The sequence below is a fragment of the Pseudomonas sp. SYWMCR5 genome (genome assembly GCF_057197165.1).
Map to the genome: position 1 here is coordinate 133,199 of NZ_JBXUNH010000008.1, position 24,818 is coordinate 158,016.

Annotated in this window: 27 protein-coding genes; 10 read left to right on the forward strand and 17 right to left on the reverse strand. The window is 64.6% G+C overall.

From position 1 onward, the window contains the following. Nucleotides 1-61: 61 nt before the first annotated feature. The 3 genes from rsmD to AC2CGW_RS20170 are packed head-to-tail and all read right to left on the reverse strand — an operon-like array spanning nt 62 to nt 3,502. Nucleotides 62-655, reverse strand: coding sequence for a 16S rRNA (guanine(966)-N(2))-methyltransferase RsmD (rsmD, locus tag AC2CGW_RS20160; protein WP_186665570.1), 594 nt, complete (start codon nt 653-655; stop codon nt 62-64). Then, a complete protein-coding gene (locus AC2CGW_RS20165; protein ID WP_288376452.1) occupies nt 655-2,154 on the reverse strand; it encodes a M16 family metallopeptidase in 1,500 nt (499 codons plus the stop codon). The genes rsmD and AC2CGW_RS20165 overlap by 1 nt, the downstream gene beginning before the upstream one ends. Continuing rightward, nucleotides 2,147-3,502, reverse strand: coding sequence for a M16 family metallopeptidase (locus AC2CGW_RS20170; protein ID WP_054891160.1), 1,356 nt, complete (start codon nt 3,500-3,502; stop codon nt 2,147-2,149). The genes AC2CGW_RS20165 and AC2CGW_RS20170 overlap by 8 nt, the downstream gene beginning before the upstream one ends. 230 nt (nt 3,503-3,732) lie before the next feature. Here AC2CGW_RS20170 and ftsY point away from each other — a divergent pair, with 230 nt between their 5' ends. The 4 genes from ftsY (at nt 3,733) to rpoH (ending at nt 7,833) form a co-directional block, all read left to right on the forward strand. Further along, nucleotides 3,733-5,178 carry a signal recognition particle-docking protein FtsY gene (gene ftsY / locus AC2CGW_RS20175; RefSeq protein ID WP_484574487.1) on the forward strand — a complete coding sequence of 482 codons (1,446 nt, stop codon included), beginning with the start codon at nt 3,733-3,735 and terminating at the stop codon, nt 5,176-5,178. After that, complete coding sequence (gene ftsE, locus AC2CGW_RS20180) at nt 5,175-5,846, forward strand: cell division ATP-binding protein FtsE (protein WP_484574488.1); 672 nt, start codon at nt 5,175-5,177, stop codon at nt 5,844-5,846. The genes ftsY and ftsE overlap by 4 nt, the downstream gene beginning before the upstream one ends. Then, nucleotides 5,843-6,868: a permease-like cell division protein FtsX gene (ftsX, locus tag AC2CGW_RS20185; RefSeq protein ID WP_186721490.1), complete on the forward strand. Its 1,026-nt coding sequence runs from the start codon at nt 5,843-5,845 to the stop codon at nt 6,866-6,868. The genes ftsE and ftsX overlap by 4 nt, the downstream gene beginning before the upstream one ends. Nucleotides 6,869-6,978: 110 nt before the next feature. Beyond that, nucleotides 6,979-7,833, forward strand: coding sequence for an RNA polymerase sigma factor RpoH (rpoH, locus tag AC2CGW_RS20190; RefSeq protein ID WP_186665582.1), 855 nt, complete (start codon nt 6,979-6,981; stop codon nt 7,831-7,833). A 79-nt stretch (nt 7,834-7,912) separates the two neighbouring features. Here the strand turns inward: rpoH and mtgA are convergent, their stop codons facing one another. Beyond that, complete coding sequence (gene mtgA / locus AC2CGW_RS20195) at nt 7,913-8,623, reverse strand: monofunctional biosynthetic peptidoglycan transglycosylase (protein WP_186665584.1); 711 nt, start codon at nt 8,621-8,623, stop codon at nt 7,913-7,915. Nucleotides 8,624-8,687: 64 nt separating this feature from the next. Between mtgA and AC2CGW_RS20200 the strand changes: the two genes are divergently transcribed. The 4 genes from AC2CGW_RS20200 to trmB all read left to right on the forward strand — a co-directional run bounded on the left by AC2CGW_RS20200 (nt 8,688) and on the right by trmB (nt 10,960). Further along, complete coding sequence (locus AC2CGW_RS20200; protein WP_054891165.1) at nt 8,688-9,059, forward strand: DUF423 domain-containing protein; 372 nt, start codon at nt 8,688-8,690, stop codon at nt 9,057-9,059. 102 nt (nt 9,060-9,161) lie between these two features. After that, nucleotides 9,162-9,362, forward strand: coding sequence for a sulfur carrier protein ThiS (gene thiS, locus AC2CGW_RS20205; protein ID WP_186721488.1), 201 nt, complete (start codon nt 9,162-9,164; stop codon nt 9,360-9,362). A gap of 53 nt (nt 9,363-9,415) precedes the next feature. After that, a complete protein-coding gene (locus AC2CGW_RS20210; protein WP_186665585.1) occupies nt 9,416-10,228 on the forward strand; it encodes a thiazole synthase in 813 nt (270 codons plus the stop codon). Between the two features lie 9 nt (nt 10,229-10,237). Then, on the forward strand, nt 10,238-10,960 hold the full coding sequence (gene trmB / locus AC2CGW_RS20215; RefSeq protein WP_186665587.1) for a tRNA (guanosine(46)-N7)-methyltransferase TrmB: 723 nt from the start codon (nt 10,238-10,240) through the stop codon (nt 10,958-10,960). 42 nt (nt 10,961-11,002) lie between these two features. Here trmB and AC2CGW_RS20220 read toward each other — a convergent pair whose 3' ends face one another. From AC2CGW_RS20220 to AC2CGW_RS20260, 9 genes are all read right to left on the reverse strand, one after another. After that, a complete protein-coding gene (locus AC2CGW_RS20220) occupies nt 11,003-11,329 on the reverse strand; it encodes a DUF3392 family protein (RefSeq protein ID WP_054891168.1) in 327 nt (108 codons plus the stop codon). 9 nt (nt 11,330-11,338) lie between these two features. After that, nucleotides 11,339-12,517 (reverse strand): radical SAM family heme chaperone HemW, encoded by a 1,179-nt coding sequence (gene hemW, locus AC2CGW_RS20225; RefSeq protein WP_186721486.1) that lies wholly within the window; start codon nt 12,515-12,517, stop codon nt 11,339-11,341. Continuing rightward, entirely contained in the window at nt 12,514-13,110 is a 597-nt protein-coding gene (rdgB, locus tag AC2CGW_RS20230) for an RdgB/HAM1 family non-canonical purine NTP pyrophosphatase (RefSeq protein ID WP_186665592.1), read from the reverse strand. The genes hemW and rdgB overlap by 4 nt, the downstream gene beginning before the upstream one ends. Further along, the gene (locus AC2CGW_RS20235) at nt 13,107-13,541 is read right to left on the reverse strand and encodes a DUF4426 domain-containing protein (RefSeq protein WP_186665594.1); all 435 of its coding nucleotides are present in this window, start codon (nt 13,539-13,541) and stop codon (nt 13,107-13,109) included. Before AC2CGW_RS20235 ends, rdgB begins: the two co-directional genes overlap by 4 nt. A gap of 24 nt (nt 13,542-13,565) precedes the next feature. Further along, nucleotides 13,566-14,186: a methionine biosynthesis protein MetW gene (metW, locus tag AC2CGW_RS20240; protein ID WP_186665596.1), complete on the reverse strand. Its 621-nt coding sequence runs from the start codon at nt 14,184-14,186 to the stop codon at nt 13,566-13,568. Between the two features lie 7 nt (nt 14,187-14,193). After that, on the reverse strand, nt 14,194-15,333 hold the full coding sequence (gene metX / locus AC2CGW_RS20245; protein WP_186665597.1) for a homoserine O-succinyltransferase MetX: 1,140 nt from the start codon (nt 15,331-15,333) through the stop codon (nt 14,194-14,196). An 88-nt stretch (nt 15,334-15,421) separates the two neighbouring features. After that, nucleotides 15,422-16,012 carry a YggT family protein gene (locus AC2CGW_RS20250; RefSeq protein WP_288376464.1) on the reverse strand — a complete coding sequence of 197 codons (591 nt, stop codon included), beginning with the start codon at nt 16,010-16,012 and terminating at the stop codon, nt 15,422-15,424. Between the two features lie 10 nt (nt 16,013-16,022). Next, complete coding sequence (proC, locus tag AC2CGW_RS20255) at nt 16,023-16,841, reverse strand: pyrroline-5-carboxylate reductase (RefSeq protein WP_288376466.1); 819 nt, start codon at nt 16,839-16,841, stop codon at nt 16,023-16,025. A gap of 38 nt (nt 16,842-16,879) precedes the next feature. After that, complete coding sequence (locus tag AC2CGW_RS20260; protein ID WP_186665603.1) at nt 16,880-17,566, reverse strand: YggS family pyridoxal phosphate-dependent enzyme; 687 nt, start codon at nt 17,564-17,566, stop codon at nt 16,880-16,882. Between the two features lie 65 nt (nt 17,567-17,631). On the opposite strand from AC2CGW_RS20260, the gene AC2CGW_RS20265 reads away from it, so the two are divergent. Next, nucleotides 17,632-18,633, forward strand: coding sequence for a type IV pilus twitching motility protein PilT (locus AC2CGW_RS20265; RefSeq protein WP_186665605.1), 1,002 nt, complete (start codon nt 17,632-17,634; stop codon nt 18,631-18,633). 82 nt (nt 18,634-18,715) lie between these two features. Here the strand turns inward: AC2CGW_RS20265 and AC2CGW_RS20270 are convergent, their stop codons facing one another. Next, the gene (locus AC2CGW_RS20270) at nt 18,716-19,348 is read right to left on the reverse strand and encodes a C40 family peptidase (protein WP_186665606.1); all 633 of its coding nucleotides are present in this window, start codon (nt 19,346-19,348) and stop codon (nt 18,716-18,718) included. A 168-nt stretch (nt 19,349-19,516) separates the two neighbouring features. On the opposite strand from AC2CGW_RS20270, the gene AC2CGW_RS20275 reads away from it, so the two are divergent. Beyond that, nucleotides 19,517-19,936, forward strand: coding sequence for an NINE protein (locus AC2CGW_RS20275; RefSeq protein WP_288376468.1), 420 nt, complete (start codon nt 19,517-19,519; stop codon nt 19,934-19,936). 47 nt (nt 19,937-19,983) lie between these two features. Here the strand turns inward: AC2CGW_RS20275 and AC2CGW_RS20280 are convergent, their stop codons facing one another. From AC2CGW_RS20280 to AC2CGW_RS20290, 3 genes are all read right to left on the reverse strand, one after another. After that, nucleotides 19,984-20,691, reverse strand: a complete 708-nt coding sequence (locus tag AC2CGW_RS20280; RefSeq protein WP_288376469.1) for an SPOR domain-containing protein — start codon at nt 20,689-20,691, stop codon at nt 19,984-19,986. A 1-nt stretch (nt 20,692) separates the two neighbouring features. Further along, nucleotides 20,693-22,429, reverse strand: a complete 1,737-nt coding sequence (gene argS / locus AC2CGW_RS20285) for an arginine--tRNA ligase (RefSeq protein ID WP_186665609.1) — start codon at nt 22,427-22,429, stop codon at nt 20,693-20,695. Between the two features lie 132 nt (nt 22,430-22,561). Then, nucleotides 22,562-24,781: a primosomal protein N' gene (locus tag AC2CGW_RS20290; protein WP_186665610.1), complete on the reverse strand. Its 2,220-nt coding sequence runs from the start codon at nt 24,779-24,781 to the stop codon at nt 22,562-22,564. Nucleotides 24,782-24,818 lie beyond the last annotated feature (37 nt).

Sequence of the window (24,818 nt, forward strand, 5' to 3'; positions counted from 1 at the left end):
AGTTGGCAGGAGCAGCCTCGATGATCGGTGAGGTGGGGAGGCGGTAATTAATTAACCGGTGTTACCCCCGCTGCCACAGTGCGTAATGCACCTGTCCGGTCTTCTTTTCCCGGTGCAGGCGCCAGTTGCCGGGCATCGGCAGGTTGGATGGCGCTGTTTCGCTCTCGGTATAGACCCAGGCCTGTTCGTGCAGCCACTGATGCTCCTCCAGCAGGTTGCAGACGTTGGCCAGCAGGTCCTTGTGGAAGGGCGGGTCGAGGAATACCACATCGAACTGCTGCTTGGCCGGGCCGCCGAGATAACGCAGGGCGTCAATCTGCAGGATCTGCCCACGGGGGCAGCGCAGCAGCTCGAGGTTGTGCTTGAGGTTGGCGATGGCTGCAGGGTTGCTGTCCAGTGCCACGGCATCTTCGGCACCGCGCGAAAGGGCTTCGAGCACCAGGGCTCCGCTGCCGGTGAAGGCGTCCAGCACGCGGGCGCCTTCGATGTAGGGGGCCAGCCAGTTGAACAGGGTTTCACGCACGCGATCGGGTGTCGGGCGCAGGCCTTCCCCATCGGGCACCGCCAGGCGACGGCTGCGCCATTCGCCGGCGATGATGCGCAGGTGGCCAGCCCCCTTGCTTTGGGGCTGGGCGGGGTTGGACGGTCTTGCCATCAGTGCTCCGGTACGCCGAGCGGCTGCTCGGACGGTTTGTCTGTGGGCGGTGGCAGCGGCTTTTGCGGCACGCTCGGGCCTGCGGTGACGATCACCAGCTTGTCCACCGCCAGGTGCTTGTTCATCGCCGTCTTGACCTGCTCGACGGTCAGCGCCTGGGATTGTTGCATGAAGTCTTCGAGCCAGGTCAGCGGCAGGTTGTAGAAGCCGATGGCGCCCAGTTGGCCAACGATGCTCGCGTTGCTGGCATTCGAGAGCGGGAAGCTGCCGGCCAGCTCACGTTTGGCATCGTCGAGCTCTTGCTGGGTCGGGCCGTTCTTCAGGTAGTCGGCGAGGATGTCCTGGACCAGCTTGAGCGTACCTTCGCTGAGTTCGGCGCGGGTCTGCAGGTTGATCATGAACGGGCCGCGCACCTGCATCGGGCTGAATACCGAGTACACACCGTAGGTGAGGCCGCGTTTTTCCCGCACCTCGCTCATCAGGCGGGTGCCGAAAGAGCCGCCACCCAGGATCTGGTTGCCCAGCGACAGCGCCGGCCAGTCAGGGTCCTGGCGAGTGATGCCAAGTTCGGCGAGCATCAGGTGGGTCTGCTTGGACGGGAAATCGATATGAGTCGCGCCCGGCTTGGGCTGCGACGGTTCGCCAGGGCTGGCCAGTGCCGGGCCCTTGGGCAGGGTGGCGGAGAGCTGCGCGGCGATGGTTTCGGCTTCACTGCGGCTGAGGTCGCCGACCAGGGCGATCACGGCATTGCCGGCAGCGTAGGCCTTCGCGTGAAAGTCGCGCAGTTGTACCTGGGTGATACCCGGGATGCTTTCGGCGGTGCCGTCGCTGGGGTGAGCGTAGGGATGGCTGCCGTAGAGGTTGGCGAACAGCGCCTTGCCGGCCAGCTTGCCGGGGTTCTGCTTCTCGTACTCGAAACCGGCCAGCAACTGGTTCTTGATGCGCTTGAGGGCGTCTTCAGGGAAGGTTGGCTTGCCGACCACGTCGGCGAACAGCTTCAGCGCCGGGTCGCGTTTGTCCGGGGCGCTCAGGCTGCGCAGCGTGGCCACGGCCATGTCGCGATACGAGCCGTTGCCAAAGTCGGCACCGAGCCCCTCGAAGCCTTGGGCGATCGCGGTGACGTCCTTGCCGGCCACACCCTCGTTGAGCATGGCGTTGGTCAGGGCGGCCAGACCGTAGACGCTGCCGTCCTGGCTGCTGCCGGCGGCGAAGGTCACGCGCAGGTCGAACATCGGCAGCTCTCGGGCTTCGACGAACAGGACCCGCGTGCCTTCGGCTGTGGTCCAGTTCTGGATGTTCAGTTGGCGCCGGCTGGGGGATTTGCCGTCGAGCTCGGCCAGCGACTGCAGGGTATTGGCCGGGCGTGCGGCGTTGCTGTCGGGCTGACCGGCGGCATTGTCCGGTTGCGCCGGGCGGGCCAGCAGCAGGGCCAGCGCCACGATCGCAGCCAGGATGCCGAGGCCGAACAGGGTATAGCGGGGGGCGCGGCGATCACTCATGAGCGGACTCCTCGGGCAGAACGTGGGCAACGCTCAGGCGTTCGCGGGTGAAATAGGTGCGTGCGGCGTCCTGGATGTCCTGCGGCGTGACGCGCTTGAGGTCGTCCAGCTCGCTGTCGATCAGCTTCCACGAAAGGCCCACGGTTTCCAGCTGACCGATGGTGGTGGCCTGGCTGCTGATCGAGTCGCGGTCGTAGACCAGGCCGGCGATGACCTGGGCGCGCACGCGCTCCAGCTCCTCGGCGGTGGGTGGCGTGTTCTTGAGCTCGTCCAGCAACTGCCAGACGCCTTTCTCGACGTCGGCGAGGGTTTTCTGCTTCTGTACGTTCGGGGTGGCCGAGATCAGGAACAGGCTGTCACCCCGGGTGAAGGCGTTGTAGCTGCTCGAGGCACCGGCCACCAGCTCCTGGCCGCGCTCGAGGCGTGCCGGCATGCGCGCACTGTAGCCGCCGTCGAGCAGCGCCGAGATCAGGCGCAGGGCCTGGGCGCTGCGTGGGTCCTTGGCGGTGGCCAGGCCCGGGACGTTGAAGCCGTAGATCAGGCTCGGCAGTTGGGTGCGCACGTGCAGGGTGAGCTGGCGCTGGCCGGGCTCGGCCAGTTCCAGTGGCAGTTTGGCGGGAGGAATGGCGCGTTTGGGGATGGCGGCAAAGTATTTGTTCGCCAGGCCCTTGACCTCATCGACGGTGACATCGCCCACCACCACCAGCGTGGCGTTGTTCGGTGCATACCAGGATTCGTACCAGTGGCGCAGTTCCTCGACCTTCATCCGCTCGAGGTCGGCCATCCAGCCGATGGTCGGGGTGTGGTAGCCGCTGGCGGGGTAGGCCATGGCGCGGAACAGCTCGAAGGCCTTGGCGTTGGGCTGGTCGTCGGTGCGCAGGCGGCGCTCTTCCTTGATGACCTCGATTTCGCGGCTGAACTCGTCGGCCGGCAGGCGCAGACTGGCCAGACGGTCGGCCTCGAGCTCCAGGGCCACCGGCAGGCGGTCGCGGGCCAGCACCTGGTAATAAGCGGTGTAGTCATCGCTGGTGAAGGCGTTCTCTTCGGCACCGAGATCGCGCAGGATGCGTGAGGCCTCGCCCGGACCGACCTTGGCGCTGCCCTTGAACATCATGTGCTCGAGGGCGTGGGAGAGGCCGGTCTGGCCGGGTGTCTCGTAGCTGGAGCCGACCTTGTACCAGATCTGCGATACCACCACTGGCGCGCGATGGTCTTCGCGCACCACGACCTTCAGGCCGTTGTCGAGGATGAATTCGTGGGTCGGTTGCGTATCGGCGGCCAGGGCCGCAAGCGGCAGGCAGAGCGTGCCGAGCAACAGGCCAGCGGCGCGGCGGGCTAGAGCATTCATACGATGGTTAACCTGTACGACGGCCCGCGGGGTTTAGCGTAGGCGGGCCAGGAGGTGCTAGGATACTGATCCGGTTGCCTGGCGACCATGCCTGTCGCCGTTCTGGCCCACAGGACACTACGACAAAACGTTGCGCATGAACCAGCCGGCTTCAAGAGAGTCTGTTCTGCGTATAGAGAATTCCCGATGCCCAATAATGGTGCATCGCCACCCTGAGATAGCCGTCTTCCATGTTTGGTTCCAACGACGACAAGAAAGCGCCGGCCGAGGCCGGTGAAAAGAAAGGCCTGTTCGGCTGGTTTCGCAAGAAGCCGCAGCAACCTGTCGCCGAACAGCCGCAAGCCCCCGAGCAGCCCGTTAACGAGCCGGTAGCGCCATCCACGCCCGTCGAGCAGGCCGTTGTCGCTGCGCTCGAGCCGGTTGTCGCCGATGTGCCGGTTGTGCCAGATGAAGTGCCAGCACCGGCAGAGACTCCCCAGGCCACGCCTGCGCAGCCTGTCGAGGTCGAAACCCCTCCACCAGTCAGCAATCTGGTATTGCCTGTCGCCGAGGAACCCGTGGCGCTGGTCCCTGACCTGGAACCGAGCGAACCGCCAGCCATTCCCGAGCGCCCTGTCGCGATCCCTGAACCTGTGGCGGCGGTTGTCATCGAGCCTGAGCCAGTAGTTGTCACGCCTGCACCGGTGGCGCCCGAGCCTGCCCTGGCCGAGCCAGAAGCCGCCGTTGCCGCCACCGAGCAGTCCAAGCCCGGCTTCTTCGCCCGCCTCAAGCAGGGCCTGTCCAAGACCAGCGCCAGCATTGGCGAAGGCATGGCCAGCCTGTTCCTGGGCAAGAAAGTCATCGACGACGACCTGCTCGACGAGATCGAAACTCGCCTGCTCACTGCCGACGTGGGCGTCGAGGCCACTTCGCTGATCGTCCAGAACCTCACGCAGAAAGTCGCCCGCAAGCAGTTGGCAGACGCCGATGCGCTGTACAAGTCGCTGCAGGAAGAGCTGGCCGCGCTGCTGCGCCCGGTCGAGCAGCCTCTGAAGATCGAAGCCCAGAGCAAGCCCTATGTGATCCTTGTCGTCGGCGTGAACGGCGCGGGCAAGACCACCACCATCGGCAAGCTGGCCAAGAAGCTGCAGCTCGAAGGCAAGAAGGTCATGCTCGCTGCCGGTGACACCTTCCGTGCGGCTGCGGTGGAGCAGTTGCAGGTCTGGGGCGAGCGCAACCAGATCCCGGTGATCGCCCAGCACACCGGCGCCGACTCGGCCTCGGTGATCTTCGATGCCGTACAGGCCGCCAAGGCCCGTGGCGCCGACGTGCTGATCGCCGACACCGCCGGGCGTCTGCACACCAAGGATAACCTGATGGAGGAGCTGAAAAAGGTCCGTCGGGTCATCGGCAAGCTGGATGCCGACGCGCCGCATGAGGTCCTGCTGGTGCTGGACGCAGGGACCGGACAAAACGCCATCAGCCAGGCCAAGTACTTCAACCAGAGCGTCGAGCTGACCGGCCTGGCCCTGACCAAGCTGGACGGCACCGCCAAGGGCGGTGTGATCTTCGCCCTGGCCAAGCAGTTCAGCCTGCCGATCCGCTTCATCGGGGTCGGTGAGGGTATCGACGATCTGCGCACCTTCGAGGCCGAACCCTTCGTCAAAGCCCTGTTTGCCGAGCGTGAGCACCCATGATCCGATTCGAGCAGGTCGCCAAGCGCTACCCCAATGGCCATGTCGGCCTGCATGAGCTGAGCTTCCGGGCACGCCGGGGCGAATTCCTGTTCGTCACCGGCCACTCCGGCGCGGGCAAGAGCACCTTGCTGCGCCTGCTGCTGGCGATGGAGCGTCCGACCAGCGGCAAGCTGCTGCTGGCCGGCCAGGACCTGGGCCAGATCAGCAATGCGCAGATCCCGTTCCTGCGCCGCCAGATTGGCGTGGTGTTCCAGAACCACCAGTTGCTGTTCGACCGCACCGTGTTCAACAACATCGCGTTGCCGCTGCAGATCCTCGGCCTGTCCAAGATGGAGATCGCCAAGCGCGTGGATTCGGCGCTGGAGCGCGTGTCGCTGTCGGACAAGGGCGAGCTGTTCCCTGCTGATCTGTCGACCGGGCAGCAGCAACGTGTGGGCATCGCCCGCGCCATCGTTCACCAGCCGGCGCTGCTGCTGGCGGACGAACCCACCGGTAACCTCGACCCGCGGCTGGCCGCAGAGATCATGGGCGTGTTCGAAGACATCAACCGCCTGGGCACCACGGTGCTGATCGCCAGCCACGACCTGGCGCTGATCGCGCGCATGCGTCACCGCATGCTGACGCTTCAGCGCGGACGACTGATCGGCGATGGGGAGGCCGGACAATGAGCACTACGCGTACGCCAAAGGTCTCCGAGCGTGTTGCGCCCAAGGCCGCCGACACGAAACCGGAAAAACAGCGCGGCGGCCACGACGACGATGGCCCGGATTTCCGCACTCTGTTGAACGCCTGGCTGGAAAGCCATCGCGCCAGCCTTGCCGACAGCCTTCGCCGCCTGGGCAAGCAGCCGATCGGCAGCTTCTTCACCTGCCTGGTGATGGCTGTGGCGCTGAGCATGCCCATGGGCCTGTCGCTGCTGCTGAAGAATGTCGAGAAGCTCGGCGGCTCCTGGCAGCGCGCGGCGCAGATTTCGCTCTACCTCAAGCTTGACGCGGGCAGCAAGGAGGGTGAAGCGCTGCGCGATGAGATCAAGGGCATGCCCGGCGTGGCCGAGGCGACCTATGTCAGCCGCGAGCAGGCGCTGCAGGAGTTCCAGCAGCAATCCGGCCTGGGCGAGGCCTTGCGCGAGTTGCCGGACAACCCGCTGCCCGGTGTGGTGGTGGTGACGCCGACCGAAGTCGACAAGCCGGCGCTCGAAGCCTTGCGTCAGCGCCTGTCGGAGTTGCCGCGGGTCGAAGTGGCGCAGTTGGATCTGGTTTGGGTCGAGCGCCTGGCGGCGATTCTCAAGTTGGGTGACCGTTTTGTCTTCGGCCTGGCGGTCATGCTGATTTCCGCACTGCTTTTGGTAATTGGTAACACAATTCGCCTGCACATCGAGAACCGCCGTGTCGAGATCGAAGTGATCAAGCTGGTCGGCGGCACCGACAGCTACGTACGCCGCCCCTTCCTCTACATGGGAGCCTTGTATGGCCTGGGTGCGGGCGTGCTGGCCTGGGGTATCCTGGCGTTTGGCCTGAACTGGCTGAACGACGCGGTTGTCGGGCTTTCCGGGCTGTACAACAGTGACTTCGCCCTGGGTGGGGTGCCAGGCTCCGATGGTCTGTCACTCTTGATTGGTGCAGTACTCTTGGGGTATATCGGTGCTTGGATTGCGGTCGCTCGCCACTTGAACGAGCTTGCACCGCGATAATGCTTTCTTGCCAGCATTGACTTTTTTTCATCCAGGAACTTGTTTCGTGGTTCCGGGTCAATGATGGCAGTGCCCACAAGGCACGAGTCCAGTGAGTCGGAGGTACTTGAATGACCACTTCGTTGCAACCTGCCTATGCCCTGGTGCCCGGTGCAAACCTGGAAGCCTACGTGCACACGGTCAACAGCATTCCGCTGCTGACGGTCGAGCAGGAGCGTGAACTGGCCGAGCGTCTCTATTATGAGCAGGATCTTGAGGCCGCTCGGCAAATGGTGATGGCCCACCTGCGTTTCGTCGTACATATCGCCCGTAGCTACGCCGGCTACGGTCTGGCCCAGGCCGACCTGATCCAGGAAGGCAACGTCGGCCTGATGAAGGCGGTCAAGCGCTTCAACCCCGAGATGGGTGTGCGCCTGGTATCCTTCGCCGTGCACTGGATCAAGGCCGAGATCCACGAGTTCATCCTGCGCAACTGGCGCATCGTCAAGGTCGCCACCACCAAGGCGCAGCGCAAGCTGTTCTTCAACCTGCGCAGCCAGAAGAAGCGTCTGGCCTGGCTGAACAACGACGAAGTGCACCGTGTCGCCGAAAGCCTGGGCGTCGAGCCTCGGGAAGTGCGCGAGATGGAAAGCCGCCTGAGCGGTCAGGACATGGCCTTCGACCCGGCAGCCGATGCCGACGACGACAGCGCCTTCCAGTCGCCTGCGCACTATCTTGAAGATCACCGCTACGATCCGGCCATGCAGCTGGAGGATGCCGATTGGAGCGATAACTCCAACAGCAACCTGCATGAGGCGCTCAGTGGCCTGGACGAGCGCAGCCGCGACATTCTCTATCAGCGCTGGCTGGCCGAGGAAAAGGCCACGCTGCACGAGCTGGCAGAGAAGTACAGTGTGTCGGCCGAGCGGATTCGTCAGCTCGAGAAGAACGCGATGAGCAAGGTCAAGGCACTGATCACGGTCTGATCGGCGCCCTGACTGAAAAGCCGCCTGTCCCTCGCGGGGCAGGCGGCTTTTTTGTTGGTAACGTGGGGCGTCAGGAGCATCAAGGCTTGCGCGCGCTCTCCAGTTGCATCAGGTAGCTGGTGCCCCCGAGCTGGCTCATCTGCCGTCGAATCCACCCCGCCCGGCTGGCGACATAGGTACTCGGGCGGCTGGCGCTCCACTTGAGCGGGCTGGGCAGCACTGCCGCAAGCTGGCTGGCCTGCTGGCGCGTGAGGCGGCTGGCGTCGACGCCGAAGTGATAGCGCGCCGCTGCCTGAGCGCCGAATACGCCCGGGCCCCATTCGGCGCTGTTTAGATAGACCTCGAGGATTCGCTCTTTCGACCAGAACAGCTCCATCAGGCCGGTGAACCAGGCTTCCAGACCTTTGCGAAACCAGCTACGCCCGGACCACAGGAACAGGTTCTTCGCCACTTGCTGGGAGAGTGTGCTGGCGCCGCGGATACTGCCGCCGCGCTCGTTATGGGCCAGCGCGGCCTGGATCGCGGGGATGTCGAACCCCCAGTGGCTGGCGAAACGCTGGTCCTCGCCCGCGATGACGGCTACCTTGAGGTCATCGGAGATCTCATCCCAGGGTGTCCAGTCGCGCTGCAGGTCGATCGGCTCACCACTGAACCAGGACTGCACCTTGCGTTCGACCATCAGTGCGGTGCCCGGTGGCGGCACCCAGCGCAGCACCAGCACCAGCACGATGCTGCCGGCGGCGAACCAGAGCAGGGCGCGGGCGAGACGGCGGATCAGGGATGACAGCATGTCGATAGCTTGGCCGGACCGATGGAACGGGCCATTATACAGACCCCTCTCGAGGAGTCGTCCCATGCTTCGCAGCTTCCTGATGCTCGCCGCGTTCTTTGGCTTTACGGGTGTGGCCCTGGGTGCCTTTGCCGCACACGGCCTGAAGAACCGTCTTACCGCCGATTACCTGGCGATCTTCCACACCGGCGTTACGTATCAACTGGTCCACGCCCTGGCGATCCTGGCGGTCGCACTGCTTTCGGTGCACTTGCCGGGCCGCCTGGTCGGTTGGGCGGGCGGGCTGTTCGCAGTCGGTATCCTGCTGTTTTCCGGCAGCCTTTACGTATTGACCCTCACCGGGTTGGGCAAGCTTGGCATCATCACCCCCATCGGCGGCCTGTGCTTCCTCGCCGGCTGGCTGTGCCTGGGGTTGGCAGCCTGGCGCCTGGGCTGACCAAGCGGTCGAGAATCGCGACTAATGGCGCGCGTCGCCCTTGGGTTGCAAGGCTGATCGGGGCTAGAATGCGGGCCCCAATGAACGATGGTGGCCGTGCGCATGCGCATTCAACTGAACGGTGAACCTTACGAACTGCCTGCGGGCGAGAGCGTCGCGGCCCTGTTGGACCGGCTGGAGCTGGTCGGGCGTCGTGTGGCGGTGGAACTGAACCTGGACATCGTGCCGCGCAGCCAGCACGAAAGCACCCTGTTGAACGAGGGTGACCAGGTCGAAGTGGTCCACGCCATCGGCGGCGGTTGAGCGCGCCCCGGCTAGTCACCCGTAAGCCCCGTAACCTTTGCAGAGGAACATCGATGAGCAACGTTCGCAGCGACAAGCCTTTCGTCCTGGCCGGGCGCACTTTCCAGTCGCGCCTGCTGGTGGGTACCGGCAAATACCGTGACATGGAAGAAACCCGCCTGGCCACCGAGGCCTCGGGTGCCGAGATCGTCACCGTAGCCGTGCGCCGCACCAACCTCGGCCAGAATGCGGGCGAGCCGAACCTGCTCGACGTGTTGTCGCCCGACAAGTACACCATCCTGCCGAACACCGCAGGCTGCTTCGATGCCGTTGAAGCGGTGCGTACCTGCCGCCTGGCCCGTGAGCTGCTCGAAGGGCACAAGTCCCACGAGAGCCGTACCCTGGTGAAGCTGGAAGTGCTGGCCGACCAGAAAACCCTGTTCCCCAACGTCATCGAAACCCTCAAGGCCGCCGAAGTGCTGGTCAAGGAAGGTTTCGACGTGATGGTCTACACCAGCGATGATCCGATCATCGCCCGTCAGCTGGCCGAAGCCGGCTGCATCGCGGTGATGCCACTGGCTGGCCTGATCGGCACCGGTCTCGGGATCTGCAACCCGTACAACCTGCAGATCATCCTCGAAGAATCGAAAGTACCGGTGCTGGTCGATGCCGGCGTGGGTACCGCCTCCGACGCCACCATCGCCATGGAAATGGGCTGCGAAGCGGTGCTGATGAACTCGGCAATCGCCCACGCGCAGCAACCGGTGCTGATGGCCGAGGCCATGAAGCACGCGATCCTTGCCGGCCGCATGGCGTACCTCGCCGGGCGCATGCCTAAGAAACTCTATGCCAGCGCGTCCTCGCCGCTGGAAGGTCTGATCAAGTAAGAGCCCCCGATGACTGAATCGCAAGAAACGCCGATCACTGCCGACGGCGAAGAGCGCCCGCACCGCCGCATCAAGAGCTTCGTGATGCGCGCAGGCCGCATGACCGAAGGCCAGCAACGCGGCCTGGACCAGGGCGGCCCCCTGTTCATCCTGCCGTTGGCCGAGAGCCCGGTAGACTACGACCAGGTGTTCGGGCGCTCGGCGCCGCGCACCCTGGAGATCGGCTTCGGCATGGGCCACTCGCTGCTGGAGATGGCCGCTGCTTCGCCTGAGCTGGACTTCATCGGCGTGGAAGTGCACCGCCCAGGTGTTGGTGCGCTGCTCAACGGCGTGCTGACCCAAGGGCTGAAGAACCTGCGGGTGTACGACTGCGATGCCATCGAGGTGCTCAACCGCTGTGTCGCCGACAACAGCCTCGACCGCCTGATGCTGTTCTTCCCCGATCCTTGGCACAAGGCGCGACACCACAAGCGCCGCATCGTCCAGCCCGAGTTCGCCGAGCTGGTACGGCGCAAGCTCAAGGTGGGCGGCGTGTTCCATATGGCCACCGACTGGGAACCCTATGCCGAGCACATGCTGGAGGTGATGAAGGTCGCGCCAGGCTATCGCAACCAGGCGGCGGATGGTGCTTACGTGCCACGCCCCGAGGAGCGTCCGATCACCAAGTTCGAGCGCCGCGGCGAGCGGCTCGGGCACGGGGTCTGGGACCTCAAGTTCGAGAAGCTGGACTGAAAAAAACGCCCTGGAATGGGCGTTTTTTCATTTTGCGGCCTGTTACCCGCGGCGGTCGGCTACCACCCCGATGAGTACCAGCACCACCAGCAGCACTGGCGCCAACGCATAGTTGTTGAATTGCGCCAGCGCCTTCACCACCCAGGGCGTGGCATAGATCAGCGCCGCACCGCTGCCGATCATCACCAGCAGCGCCATGAACGGCACGCGCAGGGCACCGGCGAGGCCGCCCAGGCGCTGGTCGACCCAGCCCTTGAGGTCGGTGCCGAACAACACCAGCAAGCACCCTACTAGTGCCAGGGAAATCTCCGACAGGTTGCTGCGGCTCCAGCGGGAAACGGTCGAGAGCAGGTCAAGTACCAGGTCCATGGGTCATCCTTAATTCAAGAAGTACTGCAGCAGGTCGTTGAGGAACAGCTGGCCCCGCGGTGTGGCCGCCAGTCGATCGGGTTCGACCTGCAGAAGGCCCTTTTGTTCGGCCCCACGGCGAGCTTCTGCCAACCGTGCCAGCGGCAGGCCGGTGCGTCGGGTGAACAGCTCGGCCTCCACGCCATCGGTCAGGCGCAGGGCATTCATCAGGAATTCGAACGGTAGCTCATCGGCGGGCAGCAGCTTCTCGCCCGCTTTGAAGGGCTTCGCCGGGTTGAGGTAGTCCTTGGGCAGGCGGGTCTTCCAGGTGCGCAGGATACGCCCGTCCGGGAACGACAGCTTGCCGTGCGCCCCCGCGCCGATGCCGATGAAATCGCCAAAGCGCCAATAGTTGAGATTGTGCCGTGCGGCGCGTCCTGGCTGGGCGTAGGCCGAAACTTCGTACTGGCGATAGCCGTGGTCGGCCATCAGCGTCTGGCCGGCTTCCTGGATGTCCCAGAGGATGTCGTCCTCGGGCAGTTCGGGCGGCTGGTTCCAGAATACGGTGTTCGGCTCCAGGGTGAGCTGGTACCACGACAAGTGCGTAGGCGCGAGTGCGATGGCCTGGCGCAGGTCACCCAGCGCTTCGTCCAGCGACTGGTCCGGCAGGCCGTGCATCAGGTCCAGGTTGAAGTTGTCGAAACCTGCCGCGCGGGCCATGTCTGCCGCGCGCACGGCTTCATCGCCGTTGTGGATACGCCCGAGTTTTTCCAGCTTGGCCGGCTGGAAGCTCTGCACACCGATGGACAGACGGTTGATGCCGGTCTGGCGGTAGGCCTTGAACTTGTTCTGCTCGAAGGTGCCGGGGTTGGCTTCGAGGGTGATCTCGATCTCCGGGGCGAACGGGATACGTTGCTCGATACCGCGCAGCAGGCGACCTAGCGAGGCGGCACTGAACAGGCTTGGCGTGCCGCCGCCGAAGAAGATCGTGCTGATCGGGCGGCCCTGCACCGCAGGCAGTTCCTGCTCCAGGTCGGCGAGCAGCGCGTCGATGTAGTCGTCTTCGGGCAGCGTCGGGCCGGCCTGGTGCGAGTTGAAGTCGCAATAGGGGCACTTGCGCACACACCAGGGAATGTGGATGTACAGCGACAGCGGCGGGAGTTCTGGAAGGATCAGACCCGCCGGCTGCAGGGACGGCTGTTCGGTCATGCCAGGCCCAGACGCTGACGCAGCAGGGCCATGGCGCGGGCGCGATGGCTGAGCTGGTTCTTCTCGAGCGGTGCGAGGTCGGCGCTGGAGCAGTTGCGCTCCGGCACCCAGAACAATGGGTCATAGCCGAAGCCATGCTCGCCGCTGGCCTCGAACAGGATGCTGCCGTGCCACAGGCCTTCGCAGAGGATCGGCAGAGGGTCGTCGGCATGGCGTACCAGGGCCAGCACGCAGACGAACTGCGCGCCACGCTGCCCCTCGGGCACATCCTTCAGGGCGTCGAGCAGCTTGGCGTTGTTCGCCGCATCACCCTTGCCGTCGGCGTAGCGGGCCGAGTAGATGCCCGGTGCGCCGCCCAGGAAGTCCACCGCCAGGCCCGAGTCGTCGGCCAGTGCCGGCAGGCCGGAGAGGCGCGCGGCGTTGCGAGCCTTGAGGATGGCGTTCTCGACGAATGACAAGCCGGTCTCCTCCGGCTCGACCTGGCTGAATTCGCCGATCGAGCGCAGTTGCACGGAACCGCCAAGCATGGCCTGGAGTTCTTTCAGTTTGCCGGCATTGTGGCTGGCCAATACGAGTTGCTGGAAATTCATCATTCGCCTGGGAACACTTCCTGGTTGAAGCTGAGTGTGTGGCTGACGCCGCCGGTTTCGATGTTGAGGTCGAAGGTCAGGGTTTCAGCCTGTGCGATCTTGAACTGGGCGATGTAGTACACCGCACCCTGGTCGGTGATCTGCCTGAACGACAGCGGGCTGCTGCGGCCGGTGAGATCCTTGACCGTGCCGCTGACCACCGCTGTGCCAGGCTTGCCGGCCTTGAGCACGGCGATGTTGAGCACGCCCTGGTTCTTGCTGCGGACAAGGCCGGTGGCTGCGGCGATGTCCGGCTGCAGCATGCTCGAGGTGAAGGCGCTGTAGTGCACCGTGACGTCGCCGAAGTCCTGCTTGCGCTCGGGACGGGCGGCATCGGCAGCCAGCACTGGCCATGCCAGGCACAGGCTGATCAGCAAAAGTGCGAGACGACGCATGGTGCCATTCCTCCGATAGGTGGATCAGACCGCGACCTGATGCTCTTGCAGCCCAGGACTGCTGACCCGATAGATGCCGATCTCTCCCAGAAGATTAGGCCAAAGCCGGCCGCCCCACCCGTTGCGGTGCAGATGGTCGACAGCGAGGCGGTCGAGCACCTTGGCGTTGCGCTCGCGGCACAGGTTCTCGAAGTCTTCGAAGGTGCAGAAGTGGATGTTCGGGGTGTTGTACCAGGTGTATGGCATGAAGTCCGACACCGGCATGCGCCCCTTGGTGGCCAGGTACCAGCGGCAGCGCCAGTGGCCGAAGTTGGGGAAGGTGATGATGCACTGGCGACCGACCCGCAGCATTTCGTCGAGAATGCGGTCGGGGTACTCCACCGCCTGCAGGGCCTGGGTCATGACCACTACGTCGAAGCTGTTGCTGGCAAAGTTGCCCAGGCCTTTGTCCAGGTCTTGTTCGATGACGTTGACGCCCTTGCTCACGCACTCGGCGATGTTGTCGGCGTCGATTTCCAGGCCATAGCCGGTGACGTTCTTGCGATCACGCAGCGAGGCCAGCAGTTCGCCGTTACCGCAGCCCAGGTCGAGTACCCGGCTGCCGGCGGGGATCCAGTCGTGGATGATTTCCAGGTCGGCTCTCATGCGGTCCTCAGAGGGTGATGCGGTTCATGTAGTTCGCGAAACCCTGCATGTAGCGCGGGGTCGGGATGAGGAAGGCGTCGTGGCCGTAGGGCGAGTCGATGTCCAGGTAGCAGACGTTCTTGCGCGCAGCCATCAGGGCATCGACGATCTCGCGCGAGCGGGCTGGCGAGAAGCGCCAGTCGGTGGTGAACGACATGATGCAGTAGTGCGCCGTGACATGCGCCAGTGTGGCGGCCAGGTCGCCATCGTGGGCGGCGGCCGGGTCGAAGTAGTCCAGCGCCTTGGTCATCAGCAGGTAGGTGTTGGCGTCGAAGCGCCCCGAAAACTCCTCGCCCTGATAGCGCAGGTAGCTCTCGACCTGGAACTCGACGCTGTGGAAGTCGTAGTTGAGCTTGTCGCTCTTGAGCTCGCGGCCGAATTTCTCGCCCATCGAATCGTCGGACAGGTAGGTGATGTGCCCGACCATGCGCGCCAGCATCAGCCCGCGCTTGGGGATCACGCCCTGGTCCTGGAACGAGCCGCCGTGGAATTCGGGGTCGGTGAGGATAGCCTGGCGTGCCACTTCGTTGAAGGCGATGTTCTGTGCCGACAGCTTGGGTGCCGAGGCGATGTCCACGCAGTGGCGTACGCGATCGGGGTAGGTGATGGTCCACTGCAGCGCTTGCATGCCGCCGAGGCTGCCGCCGACGATGGCGGCCCAGGTCTGGATGCCGAGGCGGTCGGCCAGGCGGGCCTGGCTGTGTACCCAGTCTTCCACGGTCAGCACCGGGAAGTCCGCGCCATAGGGCTTGCCGGTGGCCGGGTTGATGCTGCTCGGGCCGGTGCTGCCATTGCAGCCGCCCAGGTTGTTCAGGCTGACCACGAAGAAACGATTGGTATCGATCGGCTTGCCCGGGCCGATGCAGCTGTCCCACCAGCCCGGCTTGCGGTCGGTGTCGGCATGGTAGCCGGCGGCGTGGTGGTGACCGGACAGTGCGTGACAGATCAGCACGGCATTGCTGGCGCTGGCGTTGAGCTGGCCATAGGTTTCGTAGATGAGTTCGTACGAGGCCAGGGCGCGGCCACAGGCCAGGGCCAGCGGTTCATCGAACCGGGCGATCTGGGGGGTTACCAGACCGACGGAATCTTCGGGAAAGACAGTGGACATCGACCCTGCTCACGCTTGACGGAGGCGTAAGTCTAAAGAGCGCTACCCCCAGCGGCAAGCAAAGGCTGCCGCTGGATGGCGCGGTGGGTCAGATCATCCGCCACAGCTCTTGCGGCATGCCGGCATAGGCAGCCAGTTGTGGCATCAGGAACGACTGGATCACCTGGATGGCGATGAAGGCGAAGATCGGCGAAATATCCATGCCGCCGAGGTTGGGCACCAGGCGACGGAACGGCGCCAGCACCGGCTCGCTGATCTGGTAGGCCAGTTCGGCGGCGGGATTGTGGCTGTTCGGCGCGACCCAGGAGACGATCACCATGACGATCATCGCGACCCAGAAAATCTTCAGGAACAGCGAGGTGATGCCGAGAATCGCCCACATCAGCAGGTGCAGGATGTCGCCGAAGGTGCCGTAGGTGACCATCAGCACGAAGGCCATCAGCAGTGCCTGGATCACGATCGCCAGCAGCAGCGAAGAGGTATCCAGGCCAGCGATGCTGGGAATGACCCGGCGGATCGGCTTGAGCAGCGGCTGGGTGGCGCGCACGGCGAACTGGCTCAGCGGGTTGTAGAAGTCGGCCTTGACCAGTTGCAGCACGAAGCGCAGCAGGACGATCACCAGGTACAGGCTGACCAGGGTTTGCACCACGAAGATCGCGGCGCCGGACAATGCATTCATCGACAGCTCCTTATTTGCCCAATTGTTCGGCCAGCTCGGCGGAGCGCGTGGCCGCAGCCCGCAGCGCCTGCTCGACGATGGCTTCGAAATCGTTGGCCTGGAACGACTTGATCGCCGCTTCGGTGGTCCCGGCTGGAGAGGTGACGCGACGGCGCAGTTCGGCGGCATCGACATCGCTGGAAACCGCCATGTGCGCGGCGCCCAGGGCGGTCTGCAGGGTCAGTTGCGAGGCGGTTTCACGCGGCAGGCCGAGCTTTTCGCCCGCAGCGGTCATGGCCTCGATCAGCAGGAAGAAATACGCGGGGCCGCTGCCGGAGACCGCGGTCACGGCGTCCAGTTGCTGTTCCTGTTCCAGCCACAGGGCGGTGCCGACCGCAGTCAGCAGTTGCTCTGCCTGCTGGCGTTGTTCGCCGGAGACCTGTGCAGTGGCGTACAAGCCGCTGGCGCCCTGGCGCAGCAGCGATGGCGTGTTGGGCATGCAGCGCACCACCGGGATCTCGCCCAGCCAGCTCTGCAGGCTCTGGCAGGTGATGCCGGCGGCGATGGACACCACCAGTTGGCCGGCCTTGAGGCTTGGCTTCAGGGTTTCGCACACGGCCTTCATGACCTGTGGCTTGACCGCCAGCACGATCACATCCGCGCCATCGATGGCCTGGGCGTTGTTTTCGAAGGTTTCGATGCCGTGCTCGGCATTGATCCGGGCGCGGGTCTCGGCACCCGGGTCGCTGGCGCGGATCTGCGCGGCGTCCAGGCCCTGGGCGCGCAGGCCGCCGATCAGGCTGGCGGCCATGTTGCCGGCGCCGATGAAGGCAATACGAGTCTTGCTCATGTCAGGTCCTTGAAGGAGAGAGTGAGTAAAGCATGGAATCAGGGCTGCCCGTAGTCGCGGGCGCCGAACAGGGCGGTGCCGATACGGACCCAGGTCGCACCCTGGGCGATGGCCGCCTCCAGGTCGTGGCTCATGCCCATGGACAGCGTGTCCAGGCCAAGGCCGAGGCTTTCCTGCAACTGGCGCAGGCAGGCGAAGGCGGCCTCCTGGGTGGCGCGGTCGTCGCTGGGCTCGGGAATCGCCATCAGCCCGCGCAGGCGCAGGTTGGGCAGCTTGGCCACGGCCTGGGCCAGTGCCGGCAGGTCGACCGGGGTGCAGCCGGATTTGCTGTCTTCGCCGCTGACGTTCACCTGCAGGCAGACGTTCAGCGCCGGCAGGCCGCTGGGGCGCTGCTCGCTCAGGCGTTGGGCGATTTTCAGGCGATCCACGCTGTGTACCCAGTCGAAGTGTTCGGCAATGGCCTTGGTCTTGTTCGACTGGATGGGGCCGATGAAGTGCCAGATCAAGGGCAGGTCGCGCAATTCATCCTGCTTGGCCAGGGCTTCCTGCAGGTAGTTCTCGCCGACGTCGCGTACGCCAGCGGCGTGGATTTCGCGAATGGCGCTGGCGGGCTTGGTCTTGCTCACGGCCAGCAGGTGCACGCTGGCGGTGTCGCGTCCGGCGGCTCGGGCCGCGTTGTCGATGCGTTCGCTGATAGCGCGAAGGTTGTCTGCTAGGGTGGACATGGATCGATGCCGGCAGCTCAGTGGTGTGCGGCATTCTACCTGCTTGATGGCCTTTGGGGAGTCTCATGGATGTGACCGACCTGCTGGCCCGGGCCGTGGCGGCGGGGGCTTCGGACCTGCACCTGGCTGCGGGCGAGGCGCCGCTGTGGCGTCTGGACGGCGAATTGCAGCGCCTGGCGTTGCCCGTGCTGCAAAGTGAAATGATCGAGCAAGGCATGGCGGCTTGGCTCGATGCGCCTCATCTGCACCAATGGCTGGCAGGTGACGAAATCGACCTGGCCCTTGATTTGCCTGGGCTTGGGCGTTTTCGTCTGAACCTGTACAGACAGTATCGGGGGCTGGCCGCGAGCTTGCGGCTGATACCTGCACAGGTGCCGACGGTCGAAGAACTCGACCTCACGGAAGTGTTTCGAGCCATTGCCGAGAGCCGTGATGGCCTGGTGCTGGTAGGTGGTCCGACCGGCAGTGGCAAGTCCAGTACCCTGGCTGCGTTGATCGCGCAGCTTGATCGTGAGCGCTCAAACCATATCCTCACATTGGAGGATCCGGTGGAATTCGTACACCGCGCCGAGCGTTGCCTGATCAATCAGCGTGAGATCGGTCGCCATAGCCGTGACTTTGCCCAGGGATTGCGCAGTGCCCTGCGCCAGGATCCGGATGTGATCATGATCGGTGAATTGCGTGACCTGGAAACCATCCGTCTGGCGCTGCGAGCGGCGCAGACCGGGCATTTGGTGCTGGCCACGGTGCATACGCGAACAGCCGCGAGCAGTGTCGATCGTCTGGTGGATGTGTTCGCCGCCGAAGAGAAGCCACTGGTGCGCGCCATGCTGGCCGAGTCGTTGCGTCTGGTGGTGGCGCAGGTGCTGGTGCGGCGGGTGGGCGGCGGTCGCGTGGCGGCGCGGGAGGTATTGGTGGCGACGCCTGCGGTGCGCAACCTGATTCGCGAGGGGCGCGTGGCGCAGTTGCAGTCGGTGATGCAGACCGGTGCGGCGCAGGGGATGGTGACGATGGAAGGGGCGATGCAGGCGCTGGTGGCGCGAGGGGTGATTCAGGGGGCAGGGTGAGGCAAGCCCTACAGATACCTCACCGCTCTTCGTGGGATCGGGCTTGCCCGCGAAGAGTCCAGTGAGCCCCTGAGTATCCAGATCAGCGCTTGGCCAGGCGCAGCGCCTGTTGCTCCTTGGGCAGCACCCGCTTGGCAACCACGTAATGCTTCTGCCAGTAAGGCTTCTCGAGGCTGTCGATGCTCACCCGCTTGCCAGTACGCGGCGCGTGGATGAAGCGGTCGTTGCCCAGGTAGATGGCAACGTGATTGACCCGACGGCTCTTGATGTTGAAGAAGATCAGGTCGCCCGGCTTGAGGTCGTCCCGCGCCACCTTGACGCCATGCCCTTGGGCCATGGCATTGGACGTGCGCGGCAGGTCGACATCGGCGACATCGTTGAACGCATACTTGACCAGGCCGCTGCAGTCGAAGCCCTTGCCGGGCGTGCTGCCGCCCCAACGGTAGGGGGTGCCGAGCACATTGACCGCGCGGCTGAGTACTTCGCTGCTCTGCTTGGGCGACATCGCCGCGACCTGGAGCGCGTGGTTCTTGGCGGCATTGGCCGGGCGCGCGCGCAGGCTGACCTGCTTGGCTGGAGCGCGTTTCACGGAAGCATCGGCGTTGGTGGTGTAGCCGGTGAATCCGTTGGGAAGTCGTTGCTCACGGTTGGTGGCGTGGGCGGCCAGGGGTAACAATAGGCAGAGGGTCAGCCATGTCTTGAAGAAAGGCGGCATAGTTGAAGCTCTTTATGGATGTTTATAGGTGTCGGCGCGCAACTTTATAACAGCTTTTTGATCAAATCCTGATCCGTTGGTCGTGTGGCTGGGTACCATACGTCGGGGCAAAACGAAAAAGTCACATTTTTCGTTAGAAAATTTTCGGCTATCCCACGAGGGTTTTGAATGAATACGTATCAACAGGGTGCGCCGCTTCATGACACGCACAGCAAGGTCATCGGGTACCTGTTGTGGATCTTCGGCTTCACCGGCTCGCACCGTTTCTACTACGGCAAGCCGATCACCGGGACCATCTGGTTCTTCACTTTGGGCTTGCTGGGTATCGGCTGGCTGATCGACCTGTTCCTGATCCCGTCCATGGACCGCGAGGCTGACCTGCGGTTCCAGCCAGGGCAGGTGAACTACAGCGTGGCGTGGCTGCTGCTGACGTTCCTGGGTATCTTCGGCATTCACCGGCTCTACCAGGGCAAGTGGATCAGTGCACTGATCTACCTGTTTACCGGCGGTCTGTTCCTGATTGGCGTGCTGTATGACTTCTGGACCCTCAACACCCAGGTGTCCGAGGTCAACAGCGGGCGGCGCTGACGCCGTTGGAAAAAAGGCCTTGTCGCAGTGCGGCAAGGCCTTTTTCGTTATTGGCGGGTCTGTCGCTGCTGCAACAGCAGGTTGTTGAAGCCTGCCCCGGCCAGCTGCTTCTGCGCCACGGTCAACTGCTCGCGGTTGCTGAACGGGCCGACCAGCACGCGGTACCAGGTCTCGTCCTTCACGGTTCCCGATTCCACCTTGACCACCTGGCCGAGCAGGATGATCTGCGCGCGCACCTTGTCGGCGTCAGCCTCCTTGCGGAATGAGCCGGCCTGGAGGAAGAACTGTGTCGTGGCCGCGGGTTTGATCACCGGTGGTGCGGGTGGTGGTGTCTGGCCCAGCAGTGCCGCCTGGGCGCGGGCGGTGTCGATCTTTGCCGCTTCCGCTGGCGTGACCGGCGTGGCGGGCTGTGCCGGCTGGGCAGGCACGGGCGGCGTTTTTTCCGGTACCGCCTCGGGCGGCACGATCACTTCCGACTCCGGCAGCAGCGTGTAGAAGTCGTACTTGGGCTTGATCGGCTGCGGCGTGGTCGGCGCGGTGCCTTTGGTCGCCTCGGCGACCTTGGCGGGCTTCTGCTGTTCAGGCTTGGCACGCTTGATGTCGTCGCCGCCGGGCTCGAGCTTCATCAGGAAGACGATGAATGCGCCTACGGTCAGGCCGACCGCCAGCCACACCCAGCCCGGGATCGGCTGTTTGGCGGGTGGCTGGTGACGGCTGGCGCCGCGCTTGGGCGCGGGTTTTTTCTTGGCAGCCAACTTACATGCGCTCCAGGGTTTCCAGGCCGAGCAGTTCCAGGCCCTGCTTGAGGGTGCGGCCGGTCAGCGCGGCGAGGCGCAGGCGGCTCTGCTGCTGTTCGGCGGTTTCGGCGGCGAGGATCGGGCAGTTCTCGTAGAAGCTGGAGAACAGGCCGGCCAGGTCGTAGAGATAGCTGCACAGCACGTGTGGCGTGCCTTTTTCGGCGACGTTGTTCAGCGTTTCGCCGAACTGCGCCAGGCGAGCGGCCAGGTCCTGCTCGTGAGCAGCCTGCAGCACGATGTCGCCCTCGACTTCGTCGAAGCCCTTGCCCAGCTTGCGGAACACACCGGCCACGCGGGTGTAGGCGTAGAGCAGGTACGGCGCGGTGTTGCCTTCGAAGTTGAGCATCAGTTCGAAGTTGAAGCTGTAGTCGCTGGTCCGGTGCTTGGAGAGGTCGGCGTACTTCACCGCGCCGATCCCGACCACTTCACCGATATGACGCAATTCGTCTTCCGCCAGGCTCGGGTTCTTTTCCTTGACCAGCGCGTAGGCGCGTTCCTTGGCTTCGCTCAGCAGGTCGATCAGCTTCACGGTGCCGCCGTCGCGGGTCTTGAACGGGCGACCATCGGCGCCGTTCATGGTGCCGAAGCCCATGTGCTCCATTTTCATCGGGTGCCCGACGAAGCCTGCGCGGCGAGCCACTTCGAACACCTGGTTGAAGTGCAGCGCCTGGCGTTGGTCGACGAAATACAGGGCGCGATCGGCCTTGAGCACATTGCTGCGGTAGCGCACCGCGGCCAGGTCGGTGGTGGCGTAGAGATAGCCGCCGTCGGCCTTCTGCACGATCACCGGCAGGGGTTCGCCTTCGGTGTTCTTGAACTCTTCAAGGAATACACACTGCGCGCCCTGGCTTTCGACCAGCAGGCCCTTGGCCTTGAGGTCGGCCACCACGTTGGCGAGGTCGGCGTTATAGGCGCTTTCACCCATCACGTCGGCCATGGTCAGCTTGACGTTGAGCAGTTCGTAGGTCTTCTGGCAGTGCGACAGCGAGATATCCTTGAAGCGCGTCCACAGCGCCATGCACTCGGGGTCGCCGGCCTGCAGCTTGACCACCAGCCCACGGGCGCGGTTGGCAAAGTCTTCGGATTCGTCGAAGCGCTTCTTCGCCGCGCGGTAGAAGTTTTCCAGGTCCGACAGCTCGTCGCTGGTGATGGGATTTTCTTCCAGGTAGGCCAGCAGCATGCCGAACTGAGTGCCCCAGTCGCCCACGTGGTTCTGGCGGATCACTTCGTCGCCGAGGAACTCCAGTACACGCGCAACGCTGTCGCCGATGATGGTCGAGCGCAGGTGGCCGACGTGCATCTCCTTGGCCAGGTTTGGCGCCGACATGTCGATGACCACTTTTTCCGCTGCGCCGGCCTTGCGCACGCCCAGGTGGGCGTCTGCAAGTGCCGCGTTCAGGCGGTTGGCCAGGGCGTCGGTGTTCTGGAAGAAGTTGAGGAAGCCGGGGCCGGCGATCTCGACCTTGCTGATGTCGGCGCTGGCAGGCAGGGCGGCGATCAGCTTGTCGGCCAGGTCGCGCGGCTTCATGCCAGCCGGTTTGGCCAGCATCATGGCGATGTTGCTGGCGAAGTCGCCGTGGGTCTTGTCGCGGGCGTTTTCCACCTGGATCGCTGGCGTCAGGCCTTCAGGCAACACACCTTCGTTGACGAGTTGGGTGAGGGCTTGCTGGATCAGCTGGCGAATGGTGTCTTTCATCGGGTTCTCTTTTCGACCGCAAGCGCGGTGCAGCGCTTCGATGCGCAGGTGGAAAAACTGAACATTATCCGTGGCCGGGGCTTGATTGCCAACCTTTACGGCTCGCGCAGGATTGCGCTGGCTTTCATGGCTTCAGTAGAGATCGACCGGGTCCACATCCAGCGACCAGCGCACCTGCCGCCCCGACGGCATCTGTTCCAACACTAGCAACCAGCTACTGATCAGTCGATGCAGCGGCGCCCGGGCATTGGCCTGGATCAACAGCTGCGCGCGGAAGCGCCCGGCGCGGCGCTCCATGGGGGCTGGTACCGGGCCAAGCAACTCGATGCCGGTCAAGCCCTGCTCGGCCAGCACGGCCTCTGCGGCGGCGCAGGCCTCGTCGAGAAAGGCTTCCGCCTGCCCGGGCTTGTGCGCTTCGGCGCGCAGCAGGGCCAGGTGCGAGAAGGGCGGCAGGCCAGCGGCGCGACGCTCGCTCAGGGCCTGCTCGGCGAAGGCGAAATAGCCCTGCTCGGTCAGTTGCACCAGCAGTGGATGCTCGGCCAGGTGGGTCTGCACGATCACCTTGCCAGGCTCCTCGGCCCGCCCGGCACGGCCGGCGACCTGAACGATCAGTTGCGCCATGCGCTCGCTGGCGCGGAAATCACCCGAGAACAGTCCGCCATCGGCATCGAGGATGGCCACGAGGGTTACCCGCGGAAAGTGATGCCCCTTCGCGAGCATCTGTGTGCCGACCAGAATGCTCGGCTGGCCGCGCTGGATGGTGGTGAACAAATGATGCATGGCGTCCTTGCGCGACGTGCTGTCGCGGTCCACGCGCAGGACGGGGTAATCGGGGAACAGGGTTTTCAGGCGCTCTTCGGCGCGCTCGGTGCCGGCACCGACTGGGCGCAGGTCGACGTGGGCGCATTGCGGGCATTGCAGGGGCAGGCGTTCGTCATAACCACAGTGGTGGCAGCGCAGTACGCCGGAGCGCTGATGCACGGTCATGCGTGCATCGCAGCGCGGGCATTCCGACAGCCAGCCACAGTCGTGGCACAGCAGGGTCGGGGCGAAGCCGCGGCGGTTGAGGAACACCAGCACTTGCTGGCCGGCTGCCAGGGTCTGGCCGATGGCCTGCTGCAGCGGGCCACTGATGCCGCTGTCCAGCGGCAGGCTGCGCACGTCCAGGCGCATGAAGCGTGGCGGGCGGGCGCCGCCGGCCCGCTGGTTCATGCGCAGCAGGCCGTAGCGCCCGCTGTGGGCGTTGTGCAGGCTTTCCAGCGAAGGTGTCGCCGACCCCAGCAGGATCGGGATGTTCTCCTGGTGTGCGCGAACCACGGCCAGGTCGCGGGCGTGATAGCGCAGCCCTTCCTGTTGTTTGTAGGAGCCGTCGTGCTCTTCGTCGATGATGATCAGGCCCGGGTTCTTCATGGGCGTGAACAGTGCCGAACGTGTGCCGATGATGATGTCGGCCTCGCCATCGCGGGCCGCCAGCCAGGCGTCCAGGCGCTCGCGGTCGTTGACCGCCGAGTGCAGCAGGGCGATGCGGGCATTGAAGCGCTGCTCGAAGCGCGCCAGGGTCTGCGGGCCGAGGTTGATTTCGGGGATCAGGATCAGCGCCTGCTTTCCGGCTTCCAGGGTTTCGCGAATCAGCTGCAGGTAGACCTCGGTCTTGCCGCTGCCGGTGACACCGGCCAGCAGGAAGGCATGGAAGCTGCCGAAGCCTGCACGTACGGCCTGGAAGGCGGCGCTCTGCTCGTCGTTGAGCGGCAGTTCCGGCTGGGCCAGCCAGCGGTCATGGCGTGGTGCCGGCAGATGCCGACGCACCTCGACCTGCACCAGTTCCTTGGCCAGCAGCAGGTCGAGGCTATCCTTGTTCAGGCCGAGTTTGGCCAGCACGCTGTGGGCCACGCCATGAGGGTGCTGGGCGAGGGCCTGCAAGGCCTCTTTCTGGCGCGGCGCGCGGGCGATGCGTGGGTCGTCCAGACGCGCGCCGGGGGTGGCATGCCAGAAGCGCTCCTGGCGAACTTCAGCCGCCTCGCCCTGACGCAGCAGCACCGGCAGCGCCCAGCTCAGGGTGTCGCCCAGGCTGTGCTGGTAGTAGTGGGCGGTCCACAGGCACAGCTTGAACAGCGCCGGAGGCAGCGGCGAGACCGGGTCGAGCAACTGGCTCGCCGGCTTGAGCTTGTCGGCAGGTACTTCGCTCTGCTCGCAGACCTCCACCAGTACACCGATCATCTCGCGCCGGCCGAACGGTACGCGGATGCGCATGCCTGGTGTCAGTTGCTGACGTGCCATGGCGGCCGGGGCCCGGTAGTCGAACAGGCGACGCAGGGGCGAGGGCAGGGCAAGGCGCAGGATGACGTCGGACACGCGGCAAGTCTTCGTAGCTGGTCGGGAATCGCACGAG